This is a genomic window from Blautia sp. AF26-2, from assembly GCF_003460955.1.
Lineage (GTDB): Bacteria > Bacillota > Clostridia > Lachnospirales > Lachnospiraceae > Fusicatenibacter > Fusicatenibacter saccharivorans.
The window spans coordinates 35,912-54,484 of the sequence record NZ_QTWD01000004.1; the positions used below are offsets into that span (position 1 = coordinate 35,912).

General features: G+C 47.5%; 12 protein-coding genes. 2 read left to right on the forward strand and 10 right to left on the reverse strand.

Going from position 1 to position 18,573, the window contains the following annotated elements; genetic code table 11:
* Window positions 1–58: 58 nt before the first annotated feature.
* Window positions 59–931 (reverse strand): mechanosensitive ion channel family protein, encoded by an 873-nt coding sequence (locus tag DWY63_RS06600; RefSeq protein ID WP_022462926.1) that lies wholly within the window; start codon window positions 929–931, stop codon window positions 59–61.
* A 3-nt stretch (window positions 932–934) separates the two neighbouring features.
* Complete coding sequence (gene glgB / locus DWY63_RS06605; RefSeq protein ID WP_117801765.1) at window positions 935–3,649, reverse strand: 1,4-alpha-glucan branching protein GlgB; 2,715 nt, start codon at window positions 3,647–3,649, stop codon at window positions 935–937.
* 101 nt (window positions 3,650–3,750) lie between these two features.
* On the opposite strand from glgB, the gene DWY63_RS19065 reads away from it, so the two are divergent.
* Complete coding sequence (locus tag DWY63_RS19065) at window positions 3,751–4,005, forward strand: DUF6783 domain-containing protein (RefSeq protein WP_442857751.1); 255 nt, start codon at window positions 3,751–3,753, stop codon at window positions 4,003–4,005.
* Here DWY63_RS19065 and DWY63_RS06610 read toward each other — a convergent pair.
* From DWY63_RS06610 to DWY63_RS06635, 6 genes are all read right to left on the reverse strand, one after another.
* Entirely contained in the window at window positions 3,930–5,165 is a 1,236-nt protein-coding gene (locus tag DWY63_RS06610; RefSeq protein WP_117801677.1) for a hypothetical protein, read from the reverse strand. The two genes, DWY63_RS19065 and DWY63_RS06610, sit on opposite strands and share 76 nt — an antisense overlap.
* Before the next feature lie 341 nt (window positions 5,166–5,506).
* On the reverse strand, window positions 5,507–6,811 hold the full coding sequence (locus tag DWY63_RS06615; protein ID WP_270423095.1) for an ATP-binding cassette domain-containing protein: 1,305 nt from the start codon (window positions 6,809–6,811) through the stop codon (window positions 5,507–5,509).
* Window positions 6,812–6,823: 12 nt separating this feature from the next.
* Window positions 6,824–8,572 (reverse strand): oligopeptide ABC transporter ATP-binding protein OppD, encoded by a 1,749-nt coding sequence (gene oppD, locus DWY63_RS06620; RefSeq protein WP_117801678.1) that lies wholly within the window; start codon window positions 8,570–8,572, stop codon window positions 6,824–6,826.
* Between the two features lie 13 nt (window positions 8,573–8,585).
* Window positions 8,586–9,554, reverse strand: a complete 969-nt coding sequence (locus DWY63_RS06625) for an ABC transporter permease (RefSeq protein WP_055228618.1) — start codon at window positions 9,552–9,554, stop codon at window positions 8,586–8,588.
* Between the two features lie 6 nt (window positions 9,555–9,560).
* Window positions 9,561–11,132, reverse strand: a complete 1,572-nt coding sequence (locus tag DWY63_RS06630; RefSeq protein WP_022461047.1) for an ABC transporter permease — start codon at window positions 11,130–11,132, stop codon at window positions 9,561–9,563.
* Between the two features lie 119 nt (window positions 11,133–11,251).
* On the reverse strand, window positions 11,252–13,465 hold the full coding sequence (locus tag DWY63_RS06635; RefSeq protein WP_117801679.1) for an ABC transporter substrate-binding protein: 2,214 nt from the start codon (window positions 13,463–13,465) through the stop codon (window positions 11,252–11,254).
* A 979-nt stretch (window positions 13,466–14,444) separates the two neighbouring features.
* On the opposite strand from DWY63_RS06635, the gene cysS reads away from it, so the two are divergent.
* The gene (gene cysS, locus DWY63_RS06640) at window positions 14,445–15,893 is read left to right on the forward strand and encodes a cysteine--tRNA ligase (protein WP_117509192.1); all 1,449 of its coding nucleotides are present in this window, start codon (window positions 14,445–14,447) and stop codon (window positions 15,891–15,893) included.
* 282 nt (window positions 15,894–16,175) lie between these two features.
* Here the strand turns inward: cysS and DWY63_RS06645 are convergent, their stop codons facing one another.
* Both DWY63_RS06645 and serC read right to left on the reverse strand, forming a co-directional pair.
* Window positions 16,176–17,339, reverse strand: coding sequence for a phosphoglycerate dehydrogenase (locus tag DWY63_RS06645; protein WP_117509193.1), 1,164 nt, complete (start codon window positions 17,337–17,339; stop codon window positions 16,176–16,178).
* Window positions 17,339–18,421, reverse strand: coding sequence for a 3-phosphoserine/phosphohydroxythreonine transaminase (serC, locus tag DWY63_RS06650; protein ID WP_117801680.1), 1,083 nt, complete (start codon window positions 18,419–18,421; stop codon window positions 17,339–17,341). The genes DWY63_RS06645 and serC overlap by 1 nt, the downstream gene beginning before the upstream one ends.
* Window positions 18,422–18,573: the final 152 nt, after the last annotated feature.

Here is an 18,573-nt window from a genome sequence, read left to right on the forward strand (position 1 = left end):
CAACTTTACTATAGCACCTTTTCCGTGCAATTGCAAGGGCTAATTTTCAAAATATCCTTTATTTATCGCCTTTTCCGGCTTTTTTGTTCGCCGGTTCCGGGCAGATGTGGACATCGAGCTGGTTATACGGGATGGAAATTCCCGCCGCGTCAAACTCTTCTTTGATGCGCTCATTCATTTTCCATTTGACCGGCCAGTAATTTTCCGTTGCGACCCAGGCGCGCAGACCGACCGTAATCGCGCTCTCGCCCAGCTCATCTACGAAAAACTGCTGTTCCTCCGACTGAAAATGCGGCTCCTCCTCAACGAGGCGGCGCAGGATGTCCTTCGCTTTTCTGATATCGGACTCATAAGAAATGCCGACTTTGATCTCCAGCTTTCTCCGGTCCATCGCCGTCACGTTGATGATGGTGTGGTTCGTCAGATTGGCGTTCGGGATCATGATGGTACGGTTGTCGATGCTGTTGATTGTCGTGTAATACATCTCAATCTTTTTGACCGTTCCCTCCTGGCCTTCGCCCGGGAAGATAATGTAGTCACCGACCTTAAATGGCTTCAGCAGCAGAATCATCACCCCGCCTGCAAAGTTCGAGAGACCGCCCTGCAATGCCAGGGATACGGCAACGCCGGCGGAGGCGATAGCTGCTGCGATCGACGCTTCGGATACGATACCGAGCTGAACGATAATGGTCAGCACCAGCAGCGTGTTCAGACTGTATTTCACCATGGAAACGGTGAAACTGACCACCGCCTCCTCCGTGTGAAAACGCCGCATGTTTTTCCGGATCAGACCACAGAGCCACAGGATCAGTTTGCGTGCAACCAGAAACAGAATTACTGCAAACACGATCTTCAGCACCAGATCGGCAGCCGAAGAGGCCTTGTCGATCCAGTATTCATAGACGCGTTCCGCCGCTGTCAGATTCACCATGTGTTATCTCTCCTCTGTCTCGAATTTTCTCTGCAGCTCCTCGCCGAGTTCACTCATGCCTGTGCTTTTTTTCGTTTTTGTCTCTGGTTTTGCCTCTGATTTTGCTTCTGACTTGGTTTCCGGCTTTGTCGCCGGCTTCTTTTCCGGATCGGCGGCTGCGCGGTATTTTTCCACGGCTTTTGCTGCCTCTGCCGCTGCGGATTTTCCGGCTTTCACCAGCTTGTCCACCGTCTGCTCTACCGTTTTCACCGGTTTGCTGTCGATCGCCTGCTTTACGACTTTCTCCACCTTCTCTGTCGCAGTCGTAGTTCCCTGCTTTTTCTCTGCGGTTTTCACCGTTTTTTCCGATACCTTTTTCTCTGCTTTTTGGGCAGTCTTTGTTGTTTTCTTTGCTTTTACTGCTTTTACTGCTTCTTCCGTTTTTCCAGCCGGTTTTCCCTTCTTTCCGGTTTTCTTCTCTGCTGCCGCCTTCGCTGCAGTTTTTGCCTTTGCGCTCTTATTGCTTGCAGCGCCCGTCTCCGGCTTCGTATAAGAAAATACCTGAACAGAAAGCGGTGCGAGTTTCACGGTAATCGAGTTTTTCCGTTCGTCGCATTCTGTCTTTTTCGACATTTTCACGCGTGGATTTCCGACGCCTGTTCCGCCATAGCTTTCCGCATCGCTGTTGAACATCTCTTTGTACTTTCCTGGATACGGCACACCAATGCGGAAATCATCGTACTCGACATTCGAGAAGTTGCATACGACAAGCAGCGTGTCTTCTTTCTTCCTTGTTCTGCGAAGGAAGATCAGAAGATTCTTTTCCCACTCCATGCCATTGATCCACTCAAAGCCCTCCGGCTTTTCGTCAAGCTGATACAATGCCGGATTTGCTTTGTAGAATGCATGAAGTGCCGCCATATAGTTTTTTAGCTGCAGATGTTCCTTGTCCTCAAGAAGCTCCCAGGACAGGGACTGTTTCTCATTCCACTCTTTTTCCTGTCCAAATTCCTGTCCCATAAACAGAAGCTTCTTTCCGGGATGCACCATCTGATAAGCGTACGCCAGACGAAGATTTGCCATTTTCTGCTCCGGTGTACCCGGCATTTTGGTATACATAGACCCTTTCAGGTGAACCACTTCATCGTGCGACAGACTCAGCATGAATTTCTCCGAGTATGCATATACCATAGAAAAAGTCAGCTGGTCGTGATGTGCCCCGCGGTATACCGGATCGTTTTTCATATATTCCGTAAAATCATTCATCCAGCCCATGTTCCACTTGTAGTCGAAGCCAAGTCCTTCATCGTCGAGTTCTCCCGTCACCTTCGGCCATGCGGTCGATTCCTCTGCGATAAGAAGCGCATCCGGGAACTCTTTTTTGAAGATGGAGTTCAGATGTTTTAAAAATTCGATTGCCTCAAGGTTCTCATTTCCGCCGTAGATATTTGCGACCCACTCCCCGTCCTGCTTGCCATAATCAAGATACAGCATCGATGCAACCGCATCCATACGGATTCCGTCGGCATGGTACTCTTTTGCCCAGAAAAGCGCATTGGCGATCAGGAAGTTCTTTACTTCCGGTCTGCCGTAATTGTAAATCAGCGTGCCCCAGTGTGGATGGGATCCCTGTCTCGGGTCAAAATGCTCGTACAGACACGTTCCATCAAACGCAGAAAGTCCGAAGGTATCGCGCGGGAAGTGTGCCGGTACCCAGTCGAGAATAACACCAATGTCGTTCTGGTGCATCGTATCCATAAAATAGCGGAAGTCATCCGGCGTTCCGTATCGTGCTGTCGGTGCGTAATAGCCCGTTACCTGATAACCCCAGGATTCATCGAGTGGATGCTCCATCACCGGCATCAGCTCAACATGGGTGTAGCCGAGCTCTTTCACATAAGAAGCCAGCATCGGAGCGATCTCACGGTAGTTATAAAATTCACGGCCATCGTCCGGTTTTTTCCAGGAGCCAAGATGCACTTCATAAACAGAAATCGGCGCTTTGTCGCCCTGTGTGACACCACGCTTCTTCATCCAGTTCTCATCCTGCCAGGCATATTTTCCAAGATCAACCACAACACTCGCATTGTTCGGACGCAGCTGTGCTGCATTCGCGTATGGATCCGATTTCAGATACGTCAGACCGCCCTTTGCCTTAATTTCATATTTATAGATGTCGCCCGCGCGAACACCGGGGATAAAGAGCTCGTAGATTCCGGACTCCAGAAGATTCATCTGATATGCTCTTCCGTCCCAGTTATTGAAATTTCCGACAACACTGACACGGATCGCATTCGGTGCCCAGACAGCGAAGTAAACGCCACTGATCCCATCAATTTTGACCGGGTGTGCACCCAGCTTCTCATAGATGGAATAGCAGATACCGTTTTCAAACTGTTTCTGTTCCTGCTCGGTGAACTGCATCGGATAGGCGTACGGATCGTAATGCTCCATCTGGTTTCCGTCGCCGTCCCAGTAGATCAGCGTATAGGACGGAATTTTCTTCCCTGGAAGCAGCACAGCGAAAAATCCCGCCTCATCCTCGCAAACCATCTCGGTCTGTTTTCCGTCGCGGATCGTATGTACGGCTGCACGGGTTGCGCCCGGGAAAAACGCCTGAATCAAAATACCATCCTCCGTTACGCGCGGTCCCAAGATGTCTCTTGGATGATTTTCCTCGGAATAGACCACGGCTTCTATTTCCGCCCAATCCATATAATCGTATAATTTTTCTTCCATTTTCAAAATTATAACCCCTCCTTTTTTATTTTACGTGCTCTCGCTGCTGCTTCCCCCATACAAAATCGCATAAAAAAGCACTCATTCATGCCAGAGCGTGTTTGAAAAAAGCTTTTCGTGAGCTGCGAGTCCCATTTTCAGCCCAAACGGTCTGCAGCAACCGGATAAGGTCAAAACAGATCGCGAAGTGGGGCTTGCAGATTGTGGAAATGATTTTTCAAATTCTGTTTTTATTCTACCATCCTAACTGCGATTGTACAATGCAAATCTGGTTTGTTTTTTATTCATTTCCTACGATTACGGCAAGATCTTCATCTGTCGTCTGCATCTCATCGTCCTCAAACCAGATACTGTAAATGTTCTGTGAAGTCAGTGTTTCCAGGGACTCCCTGGAAAGCGATTCGGCCTGATAATCAGAAAATGCTGCAAGCAGCGTATCGGCACAGCCATATTCACCGGAATAGGCAATCAGTTCGGATGCTGCTGTGTGGTCTTTTCCGTCTGCCGCGCTAAGATACGGCGTGCACATCGTTTTGTCCTGATACTGATAATAGCGGTACGTATCCGGGCTGCCCGCCTGGTAAGCGTGGAAAAACACGATGCTTTTCGGTCCTTCATACGTCATTGTTCCGTATGACTGGATTTCGTTCCCGGAAAGATGATACAGCGGATACCGGTACTCTTTTTCTCCCGTTTCATCGAGACAGCGCACGAAACCGTCCTTACTGGAAATAATGCCGAGCTGATAGCCCTCGCCGCGAATCGTATCCGCCAGATAATCAATCAAAAAAGCATTTTTCATCCAGAAAAAGTCGAGATATGCGGTATAGCCCATCTCTGCGGCATACGCCTGATACGCGTCTGACACATGCAGACAGACCTGGTTTTCCCCTGACAGCTCCAGTGAAATATCATCCGGGTTCTGTGTAAAGGCAGCAACTGCTGCCGTTTCTTCTGCTGCCGCATCGTTCCGGTTCGGATCAAACTGCGCTGCAGCCGCATCATCATTGCTGGCGCAGAGATTTTCCAGGGACGCATACAGCGGTCCCAGATAAATTTCCCGGCAATTGGCATCGGATACTTTTTTCAGTGCATCGTATAAAACCGGATCTACCGTCAGCACTTCATTTGGATGTTGGTTGATATCATACAGGTTTGTCACATCCTCAAAGCTCTCATCTATATTGAAAAGCCGGTAGCCTTTCACCGCCGCATCTGTGTAAAGCAGCGAAAGTGCCTTTGCCTCCCCGCCTGCGGAAACCCCGCTTGCGCCAACGTTATATTTCAAGGTAAAATCCTCACCGCAGTTCAAATCCGCGCCTGCCTTTACACTGATCTCACGCCAGCCGGAATCTCCGTGCAGAAAGTTCATAAAACCATACACCAGAAAACCGGATCCAATCGCCAGAAGCAGTACTACAAGCAGGATGCGCCGTCCGACATTTTTTTCGGAAAGCCAGACCTTCTGTACCGGCTTTGGCAGCCGTCTGTTCGGATCTTTTACTGTTCTTCCCATTCTGTTGCTCCTCTTTCCTTTTATTTTCTTTTTTGCTGTGATTTATTGTCCCAAAAAACACATCTCCCGTCAAGTAAAATCGGAACGGAATTCTTCTCACGCTTCTCTTTTGTGAACCGGCATAAGAAAGCGTTCTGCCCGGAAGGCTTTTTGATTTGCAGGAAAGTTCAACGAAGCTTCCTGTAAACTATGAGAAACACGCTCCGCGAGTTTCTCAAGTTATCGCGGCAGTCGCCAAGGTCTCGTGCAAGCACGGACTTTGGCTCGTTGCTCGCGTAAATCAAAAAAAGCGGCACCGGAACCTTTTTTCTGGTTCCGGGCCACTTTTTCTTTCCTGTCCACTATAGGGCAACTAAAATCAATGCAATGATAAAGATCAGGAGAATCACGGCAAGTACGGCAAATCCGTACAGCGCGCCCTGCTTGCATGCTTTGTAGTTGTGATAGTACTGTTTCTTTTTGTATACCATCGCTGCGATGATACCGATGATCGGGAAGAAGAATGACAGCACTTTGTACCAGACGCTTCCGGTATCGTGAACCGGAGTTTTCAGGAATTCATCTTCTGCCTTGGAAAGATGAACCTCGTGGTTCTCCTCTTTTACTTCCTCGCCAGGCTTTCGGATGGTGATCGGCTGCAGCGGCTCTCCCTTTTCACGGAGTGCCTTGTACTCTTCGATCTCTTTTTTATTTCCATATACAAAGTGGTTGTGTCCGATATCCACGAATTCCGGTTTGTCCACGGAATAATCATGGATGGACGGGTCGTAGGTGTACAGCACCTTATTCTTCTCGAGCTGCGGATCCGGAATCGGAATCGCAGAAATCAGAGAATGCGTGTATGGGTGCAGCGGGAAGTTAAACAGCTCCTCTGCGTCCGCAACCTCTACGATATTTCCTTTGTAGATAACACCGATACGGTCGGAAATGAACCGTACGATGGAAAGGTCATGGGCGATAAACAGATAAGTAACCTGTTTTTCTCTCTGGAATTTCTTCAGCAGATTGAGGACCTGGGCACGAATCGATACGTCCAGTGCGGAGATCGGCTCATCGGCTACAACCAGCTCCGGCTCCATAACCATGGCACGGGCCAGACCGATACGCTGGCGCTGTCCGCCGGAGAACTCATGTGGGTAACGGGTCAGGTGCTCCGGCAGAAGACCAACTTCGTTGATCATGTTCTCTACCTTTTTCACACGGTCTGCCTCGTTCTCGTACAGATGGAAGTTGTAAAGACCCTCGGATACGATGTAATCGACCGTCGCACGCTCATTTAACGATGCGGCAGGATCCTGGAATACCATCTGAATGTTTCGGATAACCTCCCGGTCCAGGGAATGCGGAATCTTGCCGGAAATTTTAACACCCTTGTACAGGATCTCTCCTGCGGAACACGGGTTGACACGAATGACCGCACGGCCGATCGTGGTCTTTCCGGAACCGGACTCGCCTACGAGGGAGAAGGTTTCTCCCTTGTAGATGTCAAAAGAAGCATTTTTTACCGCTTTGACTGCGTCATCGCCCTTGCCGAAAGTGATATCTACATTTTTTACCTGCAGTAAGATTTCTCTTCCATTTTCGTCAATCGGACCATGCTCCGGCAGATGCGAAACAGTGGTCTTGCTTTCCTGCTTTGTAGACACTTTCAAACTCTCCTATAAGTTGTATGCTTTTAATAATTTTTCGTGAATATTCTGAATTGCCTCCGGCTTCTCCGTCTTCGGTGCTCTCGGATCCAGCAGCCAGGTTTTGGCGTAATGGGTATCCGTTACTTTGAACATCGGCGGCTCTTCCAGTGTGTCGATTTTCAGACAGTACTGGTTACGCGGTGCGAACGGGTCTCCGATAATCTTGTTGTACAGAGACGGCGGGGTACCGGTAATCGAGAACAGCTTTGTATTCCGCTCCGCAAGCTGCGGCAGGGAAGAAAGCAGTGCCCAGGTGTACGGATGGCGCGGGTCGTAGAACAGCTCTTCTACATTCGCAAACTCGATGATCTGTCCTGCGTACAGAACGGCAACACGGTCAGCGATATTCGCTACGACACCAAGGTCGTGGGTAATAAACACGATGGTATAGTTGTACTCTTTCTGAAGGTCCTTGATCAGCTTCAGGATCTGCGCCTGAATCGTAACATCCAGCGCAGTTGTCGGCTCATCGCAGATGAGGATCTTCGGACGGCAGGAAAGTGCAATCGCGATAACGATACGCTGTCTCATACCGCCGGAATACTGGAACGGATAATCATCGAAACGCTGCTCTGCGTTCGGAATACCAACCTTTTCCATCAGCTCAAGCGCCTGTGCCCTTGCTTCCACTTCGCTGACATGCTGATGCTTCATGATAACAGACGTAATCTGTTTTCCGATTGTGATGATCGGGTTCAGGGAAGTCATCGGATCCTGGAATACGGTTGCAATTTTCTTACCGCGGATCTGACCCCAGTCATTCGGATCCTGGATTTTTGCCAGATTGATGATACAGGTTCCATGAAGCTGCTCCGGTGTCTCATCCAGATAGCGTACGCGGAAGGTAGCCTGGTCAAAAACGCCGTTTCGCTTCTGCTCATCGTTCAGATCCACACCGCGCTCCATTGCAGCTTTGAATGCCTCGTGCAGCTTTTTGATCATGCGGACTTTTTTGCGCAGTTTGTAACGTCCAACGGAAAGATAGATCTCTTTGGCAAGAATCTCATTTCTCTTTCTTGTCTCGTCCGTAATTTCTTTTGCTGTCAGGCCTTCGTACTCTTTTTTGTACTCTGCCATCTTTGCATCATATGCCTGATTGTAAGCCGTATCGTTCATGGCAGCCTGTTTGTGTGCCTTAATTTTTTCTTCTTTTGCTTTCTGCAGAGCCTTAATCTCTCCATCCAGTCTGGAAATCTCGGCAGATGTCTCTTTGATTTTCGCTTTTTCTTTGGAAGTATCGAGTGTCTGCTTATAGTTGAAAAGTTCGGTTCTCTTTACTACGAGTTCCTTGATTTCAGCATCTGCTTTCTCACGCTCTTCCTCGCTCAGCGTCATTTTTTCTTTTTTTTCCTGCTCCAGATCCTTCATTTTCAGGAATACTTCTGAACCATATTCCAGTTTGGAATACTCATTCAGTTTTTCCCAGGTGGATGCGATGGTCTTTTTCGCATAAGAGTTCAGCGGCACAACGGTATCGCTCAGCTCGGCATCATGAAAAACGATATCTCCCTGATCGATGAAACCGTTGCTGTCCAGCATGCCCGCAAACGCTTTTGTGAATACGGATTTACCGGCACCGGACTCTCCTACGATAGCAATGGACTCATTCTCGTAAATATCCAGCGTTACGCCCCGGATTGCCGTCAGGATACGGCCGCGGACACGGAATTTTACCTGTAAGTCCTTAATCGATAATAATACTTTTTTATCTTCCATGCGGCTTTCCTTCCTACATATGTGTTCTCGGGTCGGACGCATCTCCAAGGTTCTGTCCAACTACATATAATACTACGGTGATGATTGAAGCGACAACAACCGGGCTCCAGAACTCGAATCCCCATCCCGGTGTCAGCATGGCACCCTCAGCCTCATAGATCAGTCTTCCCAGAGACATGTCAGAAAGACCCATACCGATGTAAGCCAGGAACACCTCGTAAGAGATGTAGGACGGAATCTCAGTTGCCGCCAGAGTAACAATGACAGATGTCATAAACGGAAGAATATTCTTCATCGCAATGCGGAAAATCGAGGTTCCGAGACATTTTGATGCCAGATTATACTCTCTGTCACGGATGATAACGACCTGTGTACGGATAAAGTACGCGATGGCAAGCCATCCGGTAACGGTCAGTGCAAATACCATGGTCCAGAAGCTCGGAGAAAAGATAAGCACCAGGACGGAGATCAGAAGTACATACGGAATATTCCCGATGATGTTGTAAACCTCCATCATGAAGACATCAACCTTCTTCGAAAATCCCCAGACAGATCCGACAATCACACCAATCGAAAGGTTGATGAGCGCACAGATAAATGCCAGGGAAACTGAAATTCTGGAACCAAACCAGACAGCATCAAAGGTCGACTGTCCGGAAGCACCGGATCCTAAAATCCAGTGAATATTGAATCCAAGCTGCTGCAATGCTTTGCCTGGAGACAGATGTTTTGTCGCGCCGTTCATCAGATTGGCGAAACGGTCGTACTCCACAAAGAGCGGATACACATACGTCATCAGCAGAATCACACCCAGGAGGCAAAGTACGGCAATATTGATTTTTTTCTTAAAAAATACGCGGAACACGGAATGCCAGTAGGAATATCTCGGAGCCGTAATTTTCTCAGACTCCAGAGAGCTGTTATCTACAGGAGAAAACAGTTCTTCCTCAGACAGACCGAATTTATCTAAATCATAATTCATAAGTCCCTACCTGTCTTTCGTTGAGAATGAGATTCGAGGATCCACCATGGACATCAAAACGTCGCCCAGGATGATGGAAATCACGGAGAGCACTGCGTAGAACAGTGTAACACCTACGATAACACCATTGTCGTATTTGCTGATTGCTTCCGTCAGCAGATTACCGGCACCAGGTACTACGTACACACGCTCGGTGATGATGGCGCCGGTCAGTGCGAACAGTACGCTCGCCGGAACACCCTGCACGATCGGAATCGCTGCGTTCTTCAAAATGTGTTTCGTAAAGATTTCTCCCTCTGTCAGTCCACCGGATCTTGCGAATTTTACGTAATCGGAGTTCATCTGGTCGATCATGTATCGACGCAGCCATTTCATCAGGTTTGCCACCTGCGGCAGTGCCAGAGAAACGATCGGCAGAATATACATCAGCTTGCTCTTCGAATCCATGTCAAAGGTGGTTGGCAGACCCATTTTTCCTCCGATTGCCTTAAACAGGAAGATATAGGCCAGTGAAGGTACTGCTATAATGAATACAATATAGATGGTTCCAAGCTGGTCAACCAGTTTGTCTTTCTTTCTCGCCATCAGAATGCCAAGCGGCACTGCGATGAGATAGGAAAGAATCACGGCAATGATACCGATCACAAAGGAATAGCCGATTTTTGATTTACCACTCTTAACTGTATCCACGTTGGTATAGTCATCTGTGAACCGATCGGAATGAACAGCGCTTGCATCCTGAGATTCGCTCATATACGTTGCGCTGTGCAGATCGTCTGCACTGTATTCCACCAGACCGCTTGGGTAGGTAATCTCCGATTTTACGTAGGATCCCTGCGCGCGGGTCATGGTCAGTGCTACATCCACACCCTCATTTACGGAATAGGACTTTCCTAAATTTATGGTGATTATATTCTGATGGAAATATGGGAATTTTGAGTCAAAGTACATCAGGTACTTGTGTGTTGTGCCATTTCCCATGATGGCCGGTGAAAATTTCTTTCCCCCATATACCGGATCGTGTAAGGTAAATGTAATCCCCCTCTTACCTTCTACCTTTGCAGCATCGTGAATGCTGTCGATGTCAATCAAACCGGAAAAATATTTTCCGAGACGTGTTGCAAGCGGAATATCCCTGTATGCAAACAGCTGCTGCTGTCCGCCGTTGGCATATTTTTTCTTACCCATCATGATCGCATCGTATCTTCTTACGGTGTAACCTTTTGCTTTATAATAAGCTGTAAATTCCTTTACATATTCAGATACCAGTTCTGAATCCTGGTCTTTCGTTCTTCCGAATGCTACTGCTTTGGATCTCGTATCCTCGTCAATTTCGCCTTTTGCTTTGAGAGCGTTCAAATAATCTGCATAGGTTACATAATCAAGATATCCGTATGTCTCCCACTTCTGATATTTGTACACCTTTTTCTGGTTATTGCTCTGATGGGAATAGGTGGTATCCTGTGCGAAAATCAGATTTCGGTCCATCAGAGAATAGATCATAGTCATAACGCATCCAACGACGATTACTACGGAAACAAGGCCATGCAACAAACGCTTAAAAAGATATTTTGTCATATTCTCTCATTCCTTAACACAATATGACAGGGGAATGGCTTTTTTTGTCCCCATCCCCCTGCCGGTTTATTCATTGGCTTTCAACTGTTCTGGTCTTTCCAATTTTACCTTTTCCAAAATTAGAAGATACCGAAACATTTGGTCATGTATCCTTCGTAGTCCGGAAGCATGGTATCCAGATAAGAGCACGGATCACCAAAGTCCGGACCCCATCCGGAGACATCATATACGTCGTAGTTTTGTTCATAACCATAGTTTACATAGTATCCTGCATAGTACCATCCATCCAGGTCTACGGCATCAACCAGATTGATCACAACTTTTCCGCCAAGGGCAGCCTCTACTGATTTCTTGTAGGAGTTTGCTTTGTTGGTGTAAACTTCTACTGCAGACGGATATGGATACTCAATCTGGATCGGGTTGCTCTCATCGATGGTGATACCGTCTTCTGCGAGCTCCTCGATTGCGGTATTCAGTTCTTCTACTGCGTTTTCCGGATTGTACCATCCATCAAAACCATCGCTGGTCTTGTTTTCGGCATCCCATACTTTGATCTTCACGCCGTCGGCGTCGATCTGTTTCTGTACGATTTCACCATAGTAGGTGCCTGCCGGGAAGGTTGTGTCGGTTCCGTTGATCTGAATGGTAGTGTCTTTTGACAGGCTTACGAAATATCCCGGGGTAAAGGTATTTCTAAGGGAAGTATACTTCAGATCCTCGCCAACCTGCTGTGCATTGTAAGCGCCACGATCTGCTGCAAAGCTGATCGCTCTTCTGAAGTGAACGTTCTGCAGTGCTTTGTTTGTTCTCTGGATTTCTTCGTCAGACTTTGTACTCTTTGCTGTTGTTCCGTCGTTGGCATTTGCAGTCGCAGTACGGTTGATATTGTAGAATCCCATGAAGGAAGTAGCGTTGGTATCTGAAACTACTGCGTACTGGTCGTACAGACCTTCGGATTTTGCTGTCTCCATAGTGGAGGTGTTCAGGTTTACATAGTCAACGGTACCTGCTTTTGCATCTGTGTACATTTTGGTAACATCAGACTGGTCATTGAACAGCCAGGTCAGGGTTTTAATGTTTACGTTGTCTTTGTTCCAGTAAGAATCGCTCAGTTTAAATACGATGGTATTTTTCGCTGTAGCGTTGGTTACCAGGTACGGTCCGCAGTATGCGATGGAGTTGGAATCTTTTCCGTACTGATAATCTGCTGCGGAAGAATCGTACTCAGCACCGAATTTACCACCCTGGGACTGATAGTAGCTTCTGCTCATCGGCATGAAGATGGTGTAGCCCAGCATGGTCATGAAGTAGCTGCATGGCTCTTCCAGTGTGTACTCTACGGTATAGTCATCAACAGCTTTTACACCAACCTCGTCGAAATCGGTAACTTCACCGCTGATGTACTGGGATACGTTTTTGATCACGCCCTGTACCAGGTATTCCAGACCGCCCTGTGCATCACACATGTGCTGCATTCCGGCCACGAAGTCATCTGCTTTTACAGTATCCACTTCACGTCCCTGGGAATCGGTCCATTTTACATCTTTACGAAGGTGGAAGGTATAGGTCAGTCCGTCATCGGATACTTCATAGGATTCTGCCAGTGCCGGCTGCAGAGTTCCCTCTACATCGTACTCCATCAGTCCGTCATAGGTATTGATGATCGCATCGGTATCTGCCGCACGGGAAGTTGCAAGTCCGTCCCATGTTACCGGATCGCTCGCATACGGCATGGAGAAGCTGTCTTTTAAGGTGTAACCTTTTCCTGCCAGATATTCTTTTACCCAGCTCTCATAGGTTCCTGTTCCTTTAAGCTCATCCCATTTTGCTCTCATTTCGTTGTAATCTTCTGCCTTGATAAAGTCAGTTGTTACAACATACTGATGATAACGGTCGTTATCGCTTCCCCAAAGTGTATAGTCCTTGGTGCGCGGAGCCATTCTGTACATCGCGTACATACCACCTCTTGAGGTGAGCGGGTACATCATGGCGGACTCCATCAGTTTTCCCTCGGCAACTGCCATCAGGGCATATCTCTCATCCACCGTTTCTGCTTCCTTTGCAGTAGCAAGTGCATCGTTGAAATCTCCCAGTGCCTCATTGTAGAGCTCTGTGCTGGTCTCGTCGTATCCTTCCGGCATTTCGGATTCCTCTGCCTCGGCTTCGCTCTCACTGCTTGCAGATGCGCTTGCATCACTTTCGGAAGATGCGCTGCTGCTTACGCTTACACTCTCATCTGCCGGATCAGAACTTCCGCTGCCGGAATTTCCACAGGCAACCAGGCTTGCAGTCATACTCATAACAAGTAATGCGCTTACAATTTTTCTTTTCATAATTTCTTCCTAACTCCTTTCATGGATTCGCGTTGTTTTGCATCATCCGGACATTTACCGGAACGGCTTCGCCATTCCACCGTTTTTCATTTTGGCACTTTACCACATTAAAACGAATAGTACAAAAAGGAGATGCGTCCAACAAGATTTGTTTTCTTCATCCCTCATGCCCGTACATTTGTCCGTTTGTCCAAAAACAACTGGGTTCATTATAACCAGAACTCGCTCCATTTGTCAATATCCGATGCAGGGGAAAAGTGTATAAACTGCATTTAAAGTAATCAAAATCCTCTATTTTTCTCTTTTTGGGTATTGTTCTGATGCCGTTTTTCTATTTTCCTGTATTCTTCGGTTTTATAATGAAAAAAAGATTACACAAATAATTGTTTCTTTCCATTTGCGTTCTGCAGCACTGTCTTTTTGTATTTGTTTCAGATTTTGCTCCGGGAAAGAATCCTGCTGGACGAAAAAACAGACTTCTGAAAATCACATTTCTTCTTATCTAAAAGCGTCATACTGTTTTTTACTTTCGTTTTTTACTTTCGTTTCCTTCTTTTACAAAGCAAAGCCTTCCATGAAGACCGCTCACACCGAAATCACTTTCTTGTTACTGTTCACTCCGTTCTCAGTAACACGCTTCGCGATGCACAGAATTTATGCTAACCGCATAAATTCGCGCTGTATGTCTCGGGATTTTGGCATATTCATGCCAAAACGCCTCGCGGGATAGTAGCGTGTGAACAGTAACACTTTCTTACTTTTTGTCTTCGACAGTCTCCGGACTATTGACATCAAAAAAAAATCCTGCTAATATTAATTTTAATAAGGAACCAGTGCAGTACACGGAAAACAGGCACCGCACGCGGCGTCTCTGATATCCTTGTCGGATACAGCAGACGCTTTTTTGCTTTTTTGCTTTCTTGTGTATCATCACTTCTGCATCCGTATCCGCACGAAAAGAAAAAAGGAGACTTCTTTTATGTATCTTTATAATTCTGCAACCCATAAAAAAGCTGAATTCCTGACACACACACCGGGCCGTGTAGAAATGTACACCTGCGGACCTACCGTTTATCATTTTGCGCACATCGGAAACCTGCGCAGTTATATTATGGAGGATGTCCTGGAAAAGGCACTCCGCTATGAAGGCTACGACGTCAACCGTGTCATGAACATCACCGATGTCGGCCATTTAAGCTCCGATGCGGACACCGGCGAGGACAAGATGGTCAAAGGTGCAAAGCGCGAGCACAAAACAGTCATGGAAATCGCACAGTATTACACCGATGCATTCTTTGCGGATTGCAAAAAGCTGAACATCAAGCGCCCGGATGTCGTACAGCCGGCAACGGGATGCATTGACGAATATATCAAAATCATTGAAAAACTGATGGACACCGGCTACGCTTACTTTGCCGGCGGAAATGTTTACTTTGACACCAGCCGTCTCGACCACTACTATGTATTCAACGACCACGATGAGGATGATCTTGCCGTTGGTGTCCGCGAGGGCGTAGAGGAAGATACCAACAAACGCAACAAAAACGATTTCGTTCTCTGGTTTACCAAATCAAAATTCGAGAACCAGGCGCTCAAATGGGATTCTCCATGGGGCGTCGGTTATCCGGGATGGCACATCGAGTGCTCCGGTATCTCCATGAAATACAATGGCGAATACCTTGACCTGCACTGCGGCGGCGTAGACAATGCATTCCCGCACCACACCAACGAGATTGCGCAGTCCGAAAGCTACCTTGGCCACGCCTGGTGCCCGCAGTGGTTCCATGTGCATCACCTGAATACATCGACTGGAAAGATGTCGAAATCGAAAGGTGAGTTTTTAACCGTTTCTCTTCTTGAGGAAAAAGGTTATGATCCTCTCGTCTACCGTTTCTTCTGCCTCCAGTCCCATTACCGTAAGGCGCTTGTCTTCACCTGGGAAAACCTGGACAACGCCAAAATTGCCTACGACAAGCTGATCGCCCGCATCGCCGCTTTAGACCCGAAAGACGGACCGGCCGAGGAAGCTTCTATGACTGCTTTAAAAGAGAAATTCCAGAAAGCGCTCGATGCCGACCTCAACACCTCGCTTGCCATCACAACGCTGTACGATGTGTTAAAAGCAGACATGCATGATGTTGCAAAGCTGGCGCTTCTCGACAGTTTCGATCAGGTACTCGGTCTTTCCCTTCTCGCTCATGCAGATGCGAAGAGAAAGGAGGCTGCAAAGACAACTTCTGCTTCCACCGCGTCCGGCTATCAGATTACCGGTGAAGGAGATCCGGAAATTGATGCGCTCGTTCTGAAACGATATGAGGCAAAAAAAGCCAAAAACTTTGCAGAAGCAGATAAAATCCGCGATGACCTGAAAGCCCAGGGCATTGAAGTTGCTGATGTACGCGGCGGAGCCGTCTGGAAACGGATCTGATCTGCACGAAAGAGGAACTCTGATTTTCTTCTTCATTTCCTACGAAGGAAACAGGGAATTTCATGTGCTGAAAGCAACAACCGACCAGTATATTACCTGTGAAAACGCGGCTGCACTTTCTATTAAACTTCTTCCAAAGAGAACTGCTCTGATGCGGCAGTTCTCTTTTTTATGCTTTTTCACCTGCTGCTTGCGGCTTCCTTCGGATGCATGGCATCGAAAAAAAGACGGCATCCATTTTCCGGATACCGCCTTTTTTGTTTCTTTCGGATGGCTGTTTCTTTATTTAATAATACGAACCCTTAATACGCCGTCTACTGCTTCCAGCGCTTTTACGATCTCTTCTGTTGCTTCGCTTTCCAGATCCATCATTGTGTAAGCGTAATCGCCTTTACCTTTGTTTGTCATGTCGCTGATGTTGACACCGGCGTTACCCATAACGGTGGTAAATGCACCCAGCATACCAGGAATATTCTTATGGCAGATGGTCACACGGCCTGCTCCTGTGCATACACCCATATCACAGTTCGGGAAGTTGACGGAGTTTTTGATGTTTCCGTTCTCCAGGAAATCACGGATTTCTTTAACCGCCATGACAGCACAGTTATCTTCGGATTCTTTGGTCGATGCTCCAAGATGCGGAGTAACGATGGTTCCCTCTGCGCCGACTACCTTCGGGTTTGCAAAGTCAGTCACATATTTTTTCATTTTTCCGGCCTTTAATGCTTCCAGAACAGCATCCTCATCAACCAGGAGGTCTCTTGCATAGTTCAGAAGAACCACGCCGTCTTTCATCTCATCGATCGCTGCCTTGTTAATCATACCTTTTGTGCTGTCCATCAGCGGAACATGGATGGTGATATAATCGCAGGTACGGTAGATATCTTCTACATTCTGGATGTGATGGATGTCACGGGACAGATTCCATGCCGCATCGACAGAAATGTACGGATCGTATCCGTATACTTCCATGCCAAGATGGGTTGCTGCATTTGCTACAAGCTGACCGATCGCGCCAAGTCCGATGATACCGAGCTTCTTTCCGCTGATCTCACAGCCGGCAAATTTCTTTTTCTGTTTTTCTGCTGTCTTTGCAATGTCGCCGTCTTCTTTGTCGCTCTTCACCCACTCAATACCGCCTGCGATATCGCGGGATGCAAGCAGCATGCCGGCAAGCACCAGCTCTTTGACGCCATTTGCATTGGCTCCCGGTGTGTTGAATACAACGATACCCTGCTCTGCGCAGTCGGCAAGCGGAATGTTGTTGACACCGGCTCCTGCTCTTGCTACGGCAAGAAGACTTTTCGGCAGCTCCATACCGTGCATGGCTGCACTTCTGACGAGAACCGCATCGGCTCCCTCCAGGCTTTCACTCTGCTGATAGTTTTCATTAAAATTTACAAGGCCTACGCCTGCAATCGGATTTAAGCAATGATACTGAAACATTAGAGATTTTCCTCCTCGAACTTTTTCATGAAGGCTACGAGTGCTTCTACACCTTCTTTCGGCATTGCATTGTAGATACTTGCACGCATACCGCCGACGGTACGGTGACCTTTCAGGTTCTCAAGTCCGGCTTCTTTGGACTCTTTGACGAATTTGGCATCCAGATCTGCATTTCCGGTGATAAACGGAACGTTCATTAGAGAACGGTCTTCCGGTACAACGGTTCCTTTGAAGAGCTTGCTCTGATCCAGGAAATCATACAGCAGTTTTGCTTTTTCTTCGTTGCGCTGTTTCATGACTTCCAGTCCGCCCATTTTCTTCAGCCATTTGAACACTTTGCCGCACATGTAGATGCAGTAGCAGTTCGGCGTGTTATACAGAGAGCCTGCGTCTGCATGCGTTTTGAATTTCATCATGGTCGGTGTTCCCGGCAGGACATTGTCGGTAATCAGATCGTCACGGACAATGGAGATGACCATTCCGGCAGGTCCGATGTTTTTCTGGACACCGCCGTAGATGATGCCGTAATCGGAGACATTAACAGGTTCGGAGAGGAAACAGGAGGAGACATCTGCCACCAGGGTTTTGCCCTTGGTATTCGGCAGTTTTTTGTATTTGGTTCCGTAAATGGTGTTGTTTTCACAGATATAAACATAATCGGCATCCGGGCTGATCGGAAGATCGCTGCAGTCCGGGATGTAGGAAAATGTTTTATCCTCAGAGGAGGCAATTTTGTTTGCCTTTCCGTATTTCTGTGCTTCTGCGTATGCTTTCTTTGCCCACTGGCCCGTTACGATGTAATCAGCGACACCGTTTTTCATCAGGTTCATCGGAATCATGGAAAACTGCAGGGAGGCACCGCCCTGAAGAAACAGAACTTTGTAATTTGACGGGATTCCCATCAGGTCACGAAGATCTGCTTCTGCCTCATCGATGATGTTCTGGAATACTTTGGAACGGTGGCTCATCTCCATGACGGACATGCCGCATCCACGGTAATCCAGCATTTCCTCCTGGGCTTCTTTCAACACTTCCTCTGGCAGAACCGCCGGTCCTGCGGAAAAATTATAGACTCTGCTCATTTTTTTGTCCTCCTGTTTCTCTTACTGCTTTATATTACTTGGAAACCACCGTTTCTATACCGGTGGTTTCCATTGTAATCTTATGTATTTCCTTTACATCTTTTCTTACAAGTCTGCAATTCATATGGTAATACGGTATTGCTTTACCACGT